The 14,026-nt window shown below is 33.8% G+C and carries 13 protein-coding genes; 7 read left to right on the top strand and 6 right to left on the bottom strand.

All coding sequences use genetic code 11. The features are described from left to right. Positions 1-198 precede the first annotated feature (198 nt). Entirely contained in the window at positions 199-828 is a 630-nt protein-coding gene (locus tag RBQ61_RS16280; RefSeq protein WP_308138268.1) for a CatA-like O-acetyltransferase, family 2, read from the bottom strand. A gap of 299 nt (positions 829-1,127) precedes the next feature. After that, positions 1,128-2,084 carry an aspartate--tRNA(Asn) ligase gene (gene aspS, locus RBQ61_RS16275; protein WP_308138267.1) on the bottom strand — a complete coding sequence of 319 codons (957 nt, stop codon included), beginning with the start codon at positions 2,082-2,084 and terminating at the stop codon, positions 1,128-1,130. Positions 2,085-2,101: 17 nt separating this feature from the next. Between aspS and RBQ61_RS16270 the strand changes: the two genes are divergently transcribed. From RBQ61_RS16270 to RBQ61_RS16240, 7 genes are all read left to right on the top strand, one after another. Then, complete coding sequence (locus tag RBQ61_RS16270; RefSeq protein ID WP_308138266.1) at positions 2,102-2,602, top strand: hypothetical protein; 501 nt, start codon at positions 2,102-2,104, stop codon at positions 2,600-2,602. 200 nt (positions 2,603-2,802) lie between these two features. Next, complete coding sequence (locus RBQ61_RS16265) at positions 2,803-3,354, top strand: flavodoxin family protein (RefSeq protein WP_308138265.1); 552 nt, start codon at positions 2,803-2,805, stop codon at positions 3,352-3,354. Between the two features lie 618 nt (positions 3,355-3,972). Next, positions 3,973-4,242 (top strand): CD3324 family protein, encoded by a 270-nt coding sequence (locus RBQ61_RS16260; protein WP_308138264.1) that lies wholly within the window; start codon positions 3,973-3,975, stop codon positions 4,240-4,242. Positions 4,243-4,419: 177 nt separating this feature from the next. After that, positions 4,420-4,833: a RidA family protein gene (locus RBQ61_RS16255; RefSeq protein ID WP_308138263.1), complete on the top strand. Its 414-nt coding sequence runs from the start codon at positions 4,420-4,422 to the stop codon at positions 4,831-4,833. 265 nt (positions 4,834-5,098) lie between these two features. After that, positions 5,099-6,223, top strand: coding sequence for an aminotransferase class I/II-fold pyridoxal phosphate-dependent enzyme (locus RBQ61_RS16250; RefSeq protein WP_308138262.1), 1,125 nt, complete (start codon positions 5,099-5,101; stop codon positions 6,221-6,223). Between the two features lie 173 nt (positions 6,224-6,396). Next, complete coding sequence (locus RBQ61_RS16245; protein WP_308138261.1) at positions 6,397-7,857, top strand: PLP-dependent aminotransferase family protein; 1,461 nt, start codon at positions 6,397-6,399, stop codon at positions 7,855-7,857. Positions 7,858-7,973: 116 nt separating this feature from the next. Beyond that, on the top strand, positions 7,974-8,549 hold the full coding sequence (locus tag RBQ61_RS16240; protein ID WP_308138260.1) for a GNAT family N-acetyltransferase: 576 nt from the start codon (positions 7,974-7,976) through the stop codon (positions 8,547-8,549). 140 nt (positions 8,550-8,689) lie between these two features. Here the strand turns inward: RBQ61_RS16240 and RBQ61_RS16235 are convergent, their stop codons facing one another. The 4 genes from RBQ61_RS16235 to RBQ61_RS16220 all read right to left on the bottom strand — a co-directional run bounded on the left by RBQ61_RS16235 (position 8,690) and on the right by RBQ61_RS16220 (position 14,012). Beyond that, positions 8,690-9,145, bottom strand: a complete 456-nt coding sequence (locus tag RBQ61_RS16235; RefSeq protein ID WP_308138259.1) for a hypothetical protein — start codon at positions 9,143-9,145, stop codon at positions 8,690-8,692. A gap of 430 nt (positions 9,146-9,575) precedes the next feature. Then, positions 9,576-11,108 (bottom strand): histidine kinase, encoded by a 1,533-nt coding sequence (locus tag RBQ61_RS16230; RefSeq protein WP_308138258.1) that lies wholly within the window; start codon positions 11,106-11,108, stop codon positions 9,576-9,578. A gap of 17 nt (positions 11,109-11,125) precedes the next feature. Further along, positions 11,126-11,833 carry a helix-turn-helix domain-containing protein gene (locus tag RBQ61_RS16225; RefSeq protein WP_308138257.1) on the bottom strand — a complete coding sequence of 236 codons (708 nt, stop codon included), beginning with the start codon at positions 11,831-11,833 and terminating at the stop codon, positions 11,126-11,128. 328 nt (positions 11,834-12,161) lie between these two features. Beyond that, entirely contained in the window at positions 12,162-14,012 is a 1,851-nt protein-coding gene (locus RBQ61_RS16220) for a molybdopterin-dependent oxidoreductase (protein WP_308138256.1), read from the bottom strand. Positions 14,013-14,026 lie beyond the last annotated feature (14 nt).

Here is a 14,026-nt window from a genome sequence, read left to right as displayed (position 1 = left end):
AGCGCTATGAAAACTAAAAACCGCTCACCATCTATTTGCAAGAATACTCTGCGCTATTTTGGGTATGAGGTAAAGCAAGAGCCGTTGCATCAAGATAAAGATGCAACAGCTCAATTTCTGTTTAGTAAGATTAGCTTTAGTGGGGTTGATTTTTTTAATTTCCGTGCAATGCTCATAATCTTACCGAAAAACGGTAATTTATCTATACTTCATTCCGTTGATTTCGTTTTGCAAAAATTCTAGAAATTGTGCGGCAGGAGCTCCATCCATTTGTGTATGATGAAATTGAAAAGATATCGGCAGCGTTGCTTTGAACAACTTTTTGCGAAACTTTCCCCATATCATGAAAGGATTATTATAAAATCCAGCGTAGATATTTACAGCACCGTCAATTTCATATCCGGCAAGCGCTGAGGTTCCAATTACCATATAATCTCCCCCAAGATTGTGCGTTTCACAGCTATCGTGAACTTGCTTTGTCAGTTCAAAATAATCTTTATTGAATTTTTCAAGTTTGTCTGAGAAAGGAATATCACATGTATTGATATTATTATCTTTAGTGGTAACGACTGTGTTGATTGCAAGGCGGTCATATTGCATCAGTTTGTCGCCAACAGGCAGCACATAGAATTCTTCTGTTTTAGAAGCCGCCTTGCCAATACACCAGCACATCAGCATATTGAATTTATAACCGTATCTACGGCTTGCTTTTATAAGTGGCATTATATCTAATGTCTTGATAAGAGTCACCATTGGCATTGGCGCATTCATCCATAGTTCGAATGCCACGGCACGCTTTGTTTTCTTTGGATCTATTTCTTTAACCATAATATATCCTCACTTTCAAATTACGAGTTACCGTTCTGTCGCAAAATATAAAATAGTCGTACCCGACTTTTTTGATGTTACTACTATTTCTAAAAACTTTTATGTTGTAGCTTTTATTAACTAATATACCATAATTTGTCCATCAGTTACAAGGAAACATTTCACCATCCTTTTGCAAGGATACTCTGGACGATTTTGGGTATGTAGCACAAAAGGGATACCAAGCCAAATAAATGGTTTGGTATCCATAAGTAAAATTAGCTTTAGTAGAACCAATTTAGGCTTACTAAGGTGTTTGCTTAAGGTGTCAATCTATTTATATCTCTCGGAAACATCGTTGAAAGTCTAATATTTTGGAAGCCAAGAAGCTTACCTGTTAATCGTTCAAGACCTAATCCGAGTCCACCATGTGGAGGTAACCCATACTTATGAGCCATCAAGAAATCGCCAAACTCTTCGACATTTATACCACGCTTTTTCATTTTTTCTACTTGCATATTGTAGTCGTTAATACGCTGTCCGCCTGTTGTTATTTCCATACCTCTAAACAACAAGTCAAAAGATTCGGTAACATTATGATTGTCTTTGCTGTCCATAGCATAAAACGGACGTTTTGAAGATTTATAGTGCGTTACAAATACAAAATCACAATTTGTTTGCTTTTTGATAATTTTACAAAGTAGCTTTTCTTCTTCAGGTTCAAAGTCTTCCCAGTCGGTAATTTCTCGATTATAAGTCTTTGAAATAAGCTCCTTCGCCTCCAAAAACTTAATCGATGGGATTTCTGTAATAACTGGAATATTCGCTTTTAACAATGAGATTTCCTCTGCATAATTATTCTTTAGAAACTCAAAAGTATATGCAAGCATTTTCGTTTCCATATGGCAAATATCATAAAAACTTTCGATAAATCCCATTTCAAAGTCGATGCTTGTGTATTCATTTATATGGCGAGATGTGTCGTGTTTTTCCGCACGAAACACAGGTGCAATTTCGTAAACACGCTCAAAAACACCTACCGTTATTTGCTTGTAAAACTGTGGGCTTTGTGCCAAAAATGCCTGTTTTCCAAAATAGTCAAGTGAAAAGATGTTGGCACCACCTTCAGCACCACTGTAAACAATCTTTGGTGTATGTATCTCTGTAAAATTGTTCTCGTCTAAGAATGCTCGAACACCCTTACAAATACCTGCTTGCAACTTGAAGATTGCTCGTTCTCTTGCATTGCGAAGTGTAATAGGTCGGTAGTCAAGCAAGGTTTGGCTTAATCACAGTGCCGGAAAATTATACACTGACGCAGGTGCGTGAGGGTGTACAGGATGGAGAAAATGTTTTTGTTTTTCGCTATACAAAGAGTGATAATACCGAGCTTCTTGGTGAGCATTTCTCTTTCACCGTTATGGAAAAAAACAATCGACTGCTTGGTGTAACTTGGATGGATAAGCAATTTGAAAAGGGTACAAAGCTTCCATCAAAAGAGGAAACAACGAAAATTGCCAAGGAATACCTTGCGAAAGTTGAGCCAGACTTATGGGGTAAGCTCAAGAATTTGTGGATTGATCTTCACGATGAAACAATCATAGTGGACGGGAAGAATGTCATTGTAACAGGAATGAAATACAAGTGCTTTATCCCAACGGAAGATACCTATGCATGGGTTATTGTCGGACTGGACGGCAAGGTTATCACCTTTGAGCGTGGCATTGTTTGGCAAGGCGGTCGTGTTTCTGAAAAGTGGCTGCATGACGCATGGCTGAAAGAAGGTTCACATTGAGTGGTATCGTTTTATACATTCGTGTTATTTGCCGGAGCAAGTATCTGCCTGATTTTAGTGACTGATATTTTGAAGTAAGGCAACTACTCATTGACTTTTTTCTCATTGGTTCTTTGCTTGCGTGAGCTCTTTTGGCTTCATTCCTTATCCGTGATGTTAAGGATTTTGAACAGGCATGACAAGATTAGGAGGTGAAAATCGTGTCAAAGAATATTCTTGTGTTGACAGGAAGTGCCAAGAACGCTGGAAACAGCGACCAAATGGCAGATGCCTTTATTTTAGGGGCGGAAAAAGCAGGTCACACAGCAGTAAAATATAAAACGGCTGAAAAAACGATTGGAGGGTGTAAAGCGTGTAAAGCTTGTTTTCAAAACGGGAAGGCTTGTGTTTTTGATGATGATTTTAATGAACTTGCCTCGCTATTGGAACAGGCTGACGTTCTTGTTTTTGCAACTCCTGTGTATTGTGCTTCTTTTCCTGCACAGCTCAAAGCAGCCATTGATAAGATGTATGCCTTTTACATTGGAAAGCGTCCACTAAAAATTAAGGAATGTATTCTCCTTGCCTGTGGCGATGGAGAGGGCGGACCGGATAGTTACGATGGATTGATTCGCTCTTATGAGCTAATCGCCCGATACCGTAGTTGGTCTGATAGAGGGCAGATTCTCATTTCTGGCGTGAAGGAAAAAGGCGATATATTGAGCACTGACGGACTGCAGAAAGCAGAAGCACTTGGCAGAAGCTTGATTTAATCTCGTTGGTAGCAATGGACTTGTCCGATTCAATCGCACTGACTTATAAATAAAAATCGTTGTTGCGGTGGCTGTATAGTTATGTGCTAAAAGTAAGTAGCTGAACGGCGGTTTTGAAAAATCAAAACTGCCGTTCTCTGTATATTGGAGGGCTTAGTTAAATTCGCCCTTTTTTAGGACCCGGTGGTATCAAGGGAGGTATCGCCGTGTCTATTTTAAATTGTCATGTTTCACGTATAGCTTATGTGTAAAAAAAGTTCACATCCCCCAACGGGATATTACTATAATAAATATGTTATTTAAGTAAGGCAGGAGAAGAATGGTAAAATTAGGTTGATAAATCAATGGTTGACCTATATACTATAGATGAACACCGGTAATTGAATTGAGTATCGTCTTAATCAAGAATGTAGTTCATTTAATACAAATAGGGAGTGTGATATCATGAATATTAATCTCATGGATAGAAAGATGATTAAAATGCCCTGCGCAAAGTCTGTAGGTATGAATTTGGGCGACAATTTGCACAGGGATAGATATTTAGTCGCTTTTGATAAATAAATTCATATATAGGCTTTGTTTCCTTAATTAAATAATAAATTTAAGGAAGTGAGCTTTATGAAATATATAAGAGTTGATAGAATATTACCAGATGATTTAGTTAAAGAAATTCAAAAGTATATCCAAGGTGAATATATATACATACCTTCTATTCCTGAAAAGAGAAAAAGATGGGGTGAAAAATCTAAAAGCCGAGATTATCTAAAAGCCAGAAATGAAAAGATTTTAAACCAATATATAGCTGGGCAATCAATTAGCAATTTAGCTGAAGAATTCTTTCTTTCAGATAGTAGTATTAAGAAAATTGTATATAAAAAAGATAAGTAGATAAAAGCTACCACTCTTGTAATGTGTGGTAGCTTTTGTGTAAAAGATGATATAGAAATGATTATTATCTTTCTTATAAATTGTAGAAGCCTTAAAATGATATTGAAGATAAAATTCATTTAAAAATGGAATTTGTAATTCTTCTCATAGATATTATAACAAAAGGAGAGAATTAAAGTGAATAAAAAAATATCATTAATTCATTCTACAAATTTAGCTCCAGTAGATTATGCTTATGCTGGACGTGTACCTTCAGGAATGGACTTATTATTTTTGGCGGGTGCATGTCCCATTAATAAAAACGGAGAAGTACCCGACTTGAGCGATTATGAGCTTCAGGCAAAGCTTTGTGTAGAGAATTTAAAGGAAGCACTGAAGGACTGTGGGGCTACTTTAGAAGACGTAGTATATACCAGAGTTCTTGTAGCATCTCACGATCAGTCGGATTTGGTAACTGCATGGGAAACAATAAGAAAAAAATTTGGTAATCATGATGTTCCAAGCATCTTATCTGGAGTTACAGTATTAGGATATACAAATCAATTGGTAGAAATTGAAGCAGTAGCAGCAGTAGTAAATAATACAAAATGATTTAGGTATAGAGTTGAATTAATTTACATCATTCTTATTAGATGTAGCACGTAGATAAGTTAATAATATTTAAAGTACCGTATTATTCAGAAATTAATTGTACGGTATTTTTTATGGTCAAGTATTTATTGAAATTCATAAACAAAACATTGGTTGGTTTTATTTTTTTATTTGGTTGTATTTTCTATGGAAGAAACATGTTAGTATATAGATAAATAGTAAAGGATACGCAATAAAAAAACATTTTAAAACGGAGGAATGAAAAATGAAAATTAATGATTTTAAACTTGAATGTTATTTTGGGCTTTATGAGTTTACTGCACCTTATTTGCTAACTCAATCAGACTGTGAATCTATGACTACTAAGGAATTACTTTCTATGGAACCTGGTGCCGAGGAAGCGTATTTAAATCAATGGCTAGGATATACGGAGACATGGGGAGATCCAGAGCTAAGACAATTAATTGCTAAATTATATAAGGATATGACTGCAGATGATGTACTAGTTTTTCACGGTGCTCAAGAGGCTATTTTTGGATATATGAATGTAATGCTTAATGAAGGTGATCATATGATTGCCATGTATCCAAACTATCAGTCTGCGTATGAAGTAGCAAATTCAATTCCAGACTGTGAATTTTCCATGTGGTATATAAAGGATAACGGTACAAAATGGGTTATGGATTTTGATGCTCTTGAAGCATTAATAAAACCAAATACAAAAGTAATTGCCGTTAATTCTCCAAATAATCCAACCGGATATACTTTTACAAATGCTGAAATAAAGCAATTATGTGAAATTTGCAGAAAACACGATATCTATCTATTCTCAGATGAAGTATATAAAGGACTTGAAATGGATGGTGAGAAGAGAGACTGGATGGCTGACCATTATGATAAATGTGTGTCACTAGGAGTAATGTCTAAGTCATACGGACTTGCTGGGCTTAGAGTAGGATGGCTGGTAACAAAAGATCACGAAACCTTAGAAAAGGTTGTTAAATTTAAACACTATACGAGTATTTGTGATTCAGCTCCATCTGAATTCTTATCAAAAGTTGCACTTAAGCATAGTGATGAACTATTGGAAAGAAGCACCAATATTATTAGAGATAATTTAAAGTTAGTTGATGAATTCTTTGATAGATATCCAAGTTTATTTGAGAAAAAAGCAATAACAGCTGGCCCGGTTGCATACCATAAGCTTTTGATTGATATGCCTGTTAAAGATTTTTGTCAGCTTGCTGTTGATAAAAAGGGAGTATTGTTATTGCCTTCCGATATTTATGGCATGGATGATCAATATTTCAGAATGGGGTACGGGCGTAGGAGTGTCCCGGAAAGTTTAGCTAAATTTGAAGAATTCTTAATCGAAGAAAAATTTGTTTAATAATTACTTGGCCAAGCTTATTTGGTCATAAGGAAGTATCAATGATATCATTCAAGAGAAAAAACGGGAAGATATTTTAAAATAGCGATGCATATCGTATTAGAACAGGAAAAGAAAAGATAAAAGTTAGCGGTTACTCTTGCTACTGGTGAAATCAATATTTAGGAGTAGAGATGAATAAAATAGTTACAGTGGATTGGCTTCCGGATAAAAAATCTAAAGAACCGGTTTATCAGCAAATAGTGAATTATATATCTAAAAAGATATCAAATGGAGATTGGGCTATTGGATATTACTTACCTCCTCAGAGAGTGCTTGCAGAAAAATTAAAAGTAAACAGAAGCACAATATCGATTGCCTTAGACATTTTAAAGTCCTATGGAATAATCGAGGGAAAAAGTGGTAAAGGAACTGCTATCATAAGTAACACCTGGTCAATAATGATTTCATCAAACGAAGCGAATTGGGGAAGCTACGTGAAATCAGGATTCTTTAAGGAGAACCTTCCTACAATTCAATTAATTAATAAACTAGAATTTGTAGAGGGGATAACCAGATTAGGAACTGGCGAAATGTCTCCAAAATTATTTCCTAAGGAAGCTATAACGAAAGCCATGAATTCACTTACACCAAAGATGAGCAATTTAAGCTATTTAGGTCCTTTAGGTTTAGATGAATTAAGAGAAACCTTATCATACAGATTAAAATCCTTTGGAATAAATGCAAGTCCTTCTAATATCTTAATTACATCTGGTTCTCTTCAAGCTTTACAGTTAATATCTATTAGCATGCTTAAGCCTAATTCGAAGATATTTTGTGAAATTCCGTCATATATTAATTCATTGCAGGTTTTTCAATCTGCTGGAATGAGGCTTGAAGGAATTACAATGGATAGTGAAGGTTTGCAATACTGGAATATGGGTGAAGACATGAAATGTGGCGATGCTTCTTCTTTACTGTACACTATTCCAACCCATCATAATCCTACTGGCATCGTAATGTCAGAGCAAAGAAGAAAAGAAGTTTATAAATTCTGCAGCAGAAATGCAATTCCAATAATTGAAGACGATGCATATTGTGAATTATATCATGGAGAAAAACCACCTAAATCTATAAAAGCAATGGATGTATCTGGATCTGTATTATATCTTGGCACAGCATCCAAATCTTTAGCACCAGGCCTAAGGATAGGCTGGGTTGTAGGCCCAGAATCAATAATCGAAAGGCTTGGGGATGTGAAGATGCAGTCAGATTATGGTGCAAGTTCATTGTCCCAAATGGTTTTGAATGAAGTATTAATCAATGGCTCATATGATGAATTCCTAATTCAATTTAGAACGATTTTGGTTAGAAGAAAGAATAGGATGCTTGAGGCATTAAATCAATATTTCAAAGATATTGCGAAATGGAATAATCCTACCGGAGGGTATTATATTTGGCTTGACTTTATAGACGAGGTTCCAGTAGAGAAACTGTTTAATGAGGCACTTAATAAGGGGTTGCTGTTGAACACCGGCAATATATATCACGTAAGCAAGACAAATTCTTTAAGACTTTCATTTGCATATGTTGATGAAGAATTAATAAATCAATCAATAAAAGAGCTCTCAAGGATTGTAAGAAGCTTAGTTTAAATATATAAAAAAGGTCTTGCAGATTTTATAAAATAATACAATAATTTAAATAAAGAGAATTACATAATAAATAAGCTGAAAATAGTATTAATATTAAAGAAAGGCAGAGAAAAGCTATGATAAATACCGAACGCCTCTCAATTGTGGAAGCAGTTGAATCGGAAATTGCTACTATTATTGACATTGAAAGTCATAAGGATAATCGGAACTTTCTTTGGATTGGCACTTATGAGGAACATAAAGCCGAGATTGAAGACATTAACCACCTATTGCTTGTCTTTAAATGTAAAAATGATCATGTTATTGTAGGATATGCACTTATAAGATTGGATTTCAAGTCTGAAATTTTTGAGCTAAGGAGAATTGCTATCTCCGATAAAGGAAAGGGTTATGGTAAAGAGGCAATGCTAGCACTTTTAAAATATGCATTTAAAGAAAAGAACATGAATCGTTTCTGGCTTGACGTATATCCAGATAATATTATCGGAATAAAACTTTACGAAGGACTTGGAATGCATTGCGATGGAGTGCTAAGACAAAACTATAAATCGGAAAGAGGTTATCTCGACCAAATTATATACTCTATGTTGAAAAGTGAATATTTCCTAACATTTGGATCGGTTCAGTTACGCCATGAGCCAGAGGGGACGGTTTTCACTGACATAAATACAAACGTCATTTCCGGGTCATAAATTGCTGATGTATAGATCCATGCAGCATGTTAGATTAAGCAAAAGCCAATGAGAGAGAAATGGTGCCTATCTTGAACTCTCTCATTTTTAATTGTTGTAAACTTCATCAATCTGAAAGCCGAGATTTGCTTTTGTAAGGCTTATTTTGTTATTTCGTAATCTAAATTGTGTTTATTAAATTCATTTAGTATTTTGTCATGAACATTTGTTGAGTATACATGTGTTACAATTTTAGAATTAGAAGTGTTAAAATAGCTAATTTCCATCTTGTCAGTAATTTTTATTCGTGCTTTCTTTATATCGTTCCATTTATAAAGTTCTTTCCCACGGGCAACAACAATTAATCCTCTGTCAGAAACACCCTGCTTTGACCAATCAGCAATCAGCAGAACTACCCCAACACATCCCAATATGTAATGTGTTATGTTTTTTGCAAAAATAACTGTAATAATGACAATAACAAGGATTCCCGCTAAAAGTATCAATACTCCCATTAAGTTCTTTTGGGTTTTGATTTTTAAGTCTTTTATATATAACAATTCCTTTATTAAAACTGTAATAATAAGAAACACTGTAATATAATATACAAAATTCACTATACAAACTCCTTTCGAAAAATATAAATTCTCTCTGTGACTGTAAAAATTAATCGCTATTACTTCAAAAATATTTTGATTGGCAGCATATATAGAAAATTTTATCACACAAAAGTTTGATTTTCAATTGTGAACATATCTGTTTTGCTTTCGAACAGTGTTCAAAGACAGAAAGATGATCAATACCTGTACGGAAATGGAAGAATTCAATAATTACTACAAAAATGGCCAAGATCATTATGGAGCATAAATTGAGCCAATAAAAACTTTGTATAAACAGGCACAAAACAACTCCTTCTTGGAAAAGATGCAAATGTAAAAATTTACATACAAATTAAGAAGGAGTAATTTTGTGTCGAAAGTAGCTTTTAAGAGAGCTATACTTTATATCCACATTTAATTAGTTGGTGATATTTCTATGATTTATTATTTACATATTATTAAGGTGGATGGAATTAATTGTTGGAATTTTAATTGTAACTGTGGACCCCTTATTATAAACAGATGTAAAGTTAAAATCATACGCCGAGTCATAATGAAATTCAAGGTTTGCCTTTATCATTCGTAAGCCATTGCTCTTATTAATATCATGGTTATAAGCTGTCAAGGGCTCTTGCAGTATTTTATTAATATAATTTAGCTTTTTATCGTTAACTCCTTTGCCGTTATCATTAACGACAATTTTCAAATATTCATTTTGTTTATTAATTGAAATATTTAATAAGAAATTAGAATTTTTATCATATTTCTCAAATGCATATTTGAAAGAATTCTCTATAATAGGCTGTAAGCAGTTAGATGGGATAGATTCATCTAAGGCTGAATCATCAATATCATAGATTGTTTTTACTTCTTTACTCAAGTTGACCTGTAATAAACTAACATAACTTTTTATAAACTCTAATTCTTCTTTAATAGTTATATATGTTTGGTTTGTCCTACTATTGTATCGTAACAACTTTGACAAATCAATAATAGCCTGATAAGTGTTTATTGAACCTTCTTCGACTGCTAATGCTCCGATGGAATTTAATATGTTAAAAAGAAAATGTGTCGTTATGCAGTTATTTAAAAATGATTTTTCATGAAAGCGTAATGTCTCTTCTAAATGAACTTTTTCTTTTGATAGATTGTCAACTAACTTTTTGTTTACGCTAAATTCAGTATTCCTATTTTTAAAGACAAGATAGTCTAGTATTTCTTTTCCCAATGCACCTATACTATAGCGCATGGCATTAATGCGGCTTAATGGTATGTTGTATTTAATATCATTTGAAGAAAGAAGTATATGCCCAGCTTTTATAAAACCACAAAGTCTATTCATATAAATTAAAGGTTGGTTTACAACTAATACACCATTTTTACAGATGTCTGCATAAGAAGAGTTATAATGATTAGATTCGAAATTCTTCATATTATAGAGTTCACAATTTTCTATATTCTGGTCAATACTGCAACATTTTTTACATGTTTCAGGGAAATTATGCGCTAAAACAATGCAGTCCCCATTGTAGTTAAAAATTGATATAGGTACTCCTTGGGCAATCAATGCAGATTCATGCATTTTCTTAATTACAGGATCATCAGATATTCCTTGAATCCAACAATTATCGAAATGAGAACAAGAATAATCATAATCAAACTTACTTCTTAAATCATAATATGCTGAAGTAGATATAATAATTCCTTCTAACATTTCATCTGAAATATTATTAATTTCATGAGATTGACCTATGTTGATGTGATAAGTTTCGCCAGGGTGTATTTTAGTTAATTTATTATCAATAAATTGTACACCACATCCTCGAGTTATATAGAAAACCTGATTGTCACCAAAATGTATATGCCTTTTCATTTTTAAGTATGGTAATAGTTTAACGACACCAATACTAATATATTTAGTTGGGGATGGTTCATTAAGCCATTCTATTTCACCCCACTCAAATTTTTGAATGTTATTCATATTATTTTCCTTTCTATTTATACAAACCACAGACTATTTTTTTTGTAGTTATTGGGAGTTGTATTATATTTATTCTTGAAAAGTTTATATAAATAATTAGGGCTATTATAGCCAACCATGGTAGCGATTTCTTCTATTGTATAGTTTGTATCTAAAAGCAAGTCTTTTGCTTTAGTGATACGATAATCATTTAAATACTTTGTAAAAGTAGTATTGCAATGTTGCTTAAATAGCCGAGATATATGATTGGTGCTTGTATAAAATACGTTTGCACAATCTTTCAAAGTAATATTACTATTATAGTTTGTTTGTATATAGTCAATTATACTGTTTAATAATTTGTTTTCTGTATAAAAAGAGCCTAGTACATTTTGAACAGCATTATAAAATTGGCTCTTGTCAACAGGCTTTAAAAGAAGATCCTTGACCCCTAAACGTAGAGATCTCTGAGCATATTCAAAGTATCCATAAGCTGTAATAATAATAAAATTGATGGGTTCAGTAATATCATTCTGTATAGTATTAATGACTTCTAAACCATTATAAATAGGAATATTAATATCCATAAAAACAAGAAATGGATGAGCTTTTCTTATGAGTTGTATTGCATCATATCCATTTTCAGCTTCTCCAATGATTTCCAAAGGCAAGTTGTAATGTTTTATTAAAGATTTGATGAGTTTTCTTGATAATTCGTTATCTTCAACAATTATAGTTGGCTTCATTGATCATTCAACCTTTCTTATTATCTTAGCTGGCATTTCAGCATGCATAGGTACTTTTATGGTTTATCCTGACTGCGATACTGCTTGATAATTTTTGTTAAGCGGATTTTTTTATATACTTATATACTAGCACCACTTAGTAGATTTCTCAAGTTGTTTGCTTCAAGTTTCTACATTCTTAGTTTTTATCTTTACAATGGAAAATGTAGCTTAACATACGTAAGTGCCAAATAAGAAAGTGCATTGAAGTAAAAACCGACCTCCCAAAAGTTGATTTTCGGTCTAACTTTTGGGGGTCGGCTCAAGATGCTAAGCTTTTTGATTTATATTATTTTGCAACAACCATAACTTCTACTGGTTCGTTTGAAACTAAGCCTTCATCAGTTACTGCCCTTGCCATAAGTACATATGCACCTTTTTCGGGTGGAGTAAATACAAAGTTCCAATATATCCATCTTTCTATATCTGCACCTTCTGTACTATATGATGTCCAAGTTTCCCCTCTGTCCATAGAGAACTCAACTGCCACAACATTTTGTTCAAGACCATCTGCAAATCCTTCGAATGTAAATGGTTTACCAGATTCAATGATCTGTCCTTCAGCTACCTGACAAATAGCTATATTTGGCTTATTATAATATCCACCGTTTTCTCTTTCCCATCCTCTGTAAAAATAATAATCTTCAATTGGATCATCTACAATATTCAGTTCTACAACTTGTTTAACAAAACTTGAAGCGGCAGCTCCACCAATCCAAATTTGCACAGGATATCCCAAAACTTGTGCAAGTGGCTTTCCATCAATTTCATACACTATATAAGCATTATGATTTAAAAGATGCTCCATGGATGTTGGAATTGAAAATCCATCATTTGCTATCGGATTAAGAACCGTAGCTCCTTCTTTTACACCAGCTTTTTCTAATAAGTAACTAACAGGAACACCGGTTATTTCACAATTTGATAGTAAAGGTCCTCCCATTGGATTTATAGTGCAATGCATAAGCATGGTTGTAGTCTCGCTTGGGGCCTCTGCTATAAGATCGGGTAGACTAATTTCGAACTCATTTTCCACATGTCCTGTAACCTTTATTTTCCATTCATTAAAAACTTTTGGGTCAAGAGGTATATCTGCTAAATCAGCAGCATTTCTCTTATAGTCTTCATCGTAATACATCCAGTTAAAGTTAAAAGTTTCTTCCTGTGTAACTGTTTTGTCTTGTACATATGAAAAATCACCTGAAACATTAGCTATTGGAACAATTCCTCTTAAAACATCATGCTTTACTAAATCCCAAAGCTGCATTCCTTCTCCATCGCCAGTTGCATTATGGCATGTCATACAGTCACCTTCAAATGCATCGGATTTGTGTATGCCATGCATTAAAGTACCAAAAGCATATTTTTCTGTCAAATATCCTGGCGAGTAACTATGACAGTCAATACATTGTTGAACTGTTGTATCCATACCGTAAGGATTTTCAAGGTTAACATGAAGATATGTCATATCATTTAATTGTTTGCCTAAGCTTTCATGACATGAGTTACATCCCCTATTATCAGCATCAAGATAATATGTATTATATGATATTGATTCTCCCGGATTGTGATATACGCCTGCGAAATATTCATCTGGGGTACGCTGAACCTTTATTCCGTTTGGTAGAGTCGCTATTTTTGGAGCGTAATCAATTGCTCTCTGTGCCATATCATTATAAATTTCTTCTATGACAGGGTATCCTGGATAAGGTTCTGGTTCGGATTGAGTTTCATCTTGTTTTGCCATAAATTTAGTCATATCCCCACCAGCCTTTTCTATAGCTTGCTTAACGGCTGTAATTATGGCTGTTGATGAAAGAGTAGCACCTGATACCACATCTACTTCAACATTTTGTTCTGCTAATATTTTTTCTGGAATCTGTGTTAATGCATTATCTGAGATGTCTTCTGTTTCATTATGGTTTACTATTTTAATAGATTCTATTTTAGTCTCCGAAAGCACAACTTCTACAGTCATATCATTTAAACCTTTTACTGTTTCAGTGTATGTACCTGGTTTCATCTGGACAGATGCGGGAACAGCTGTCTCATCAGGAGCCTTAGATGGTGAAGAACAGCCTACTATAGATAAGACCATTGCAATAACTATAATAAAACAAAGTAATCTACGAATGTTCATATATAATCCCTCCT

It is taken from the genome of Sedimentibacter sp. MB35-C1 (assembly GCF_030913635.1).
Taxonomy (GTDB): Bacteria; Bacillota; Clostridia; order Tissierellales; family Sedimentibacteraceae; genus Sedimentibacter.
This window is presented reverse-complemented; position numbering and strand designations above follow the sequence as displayed.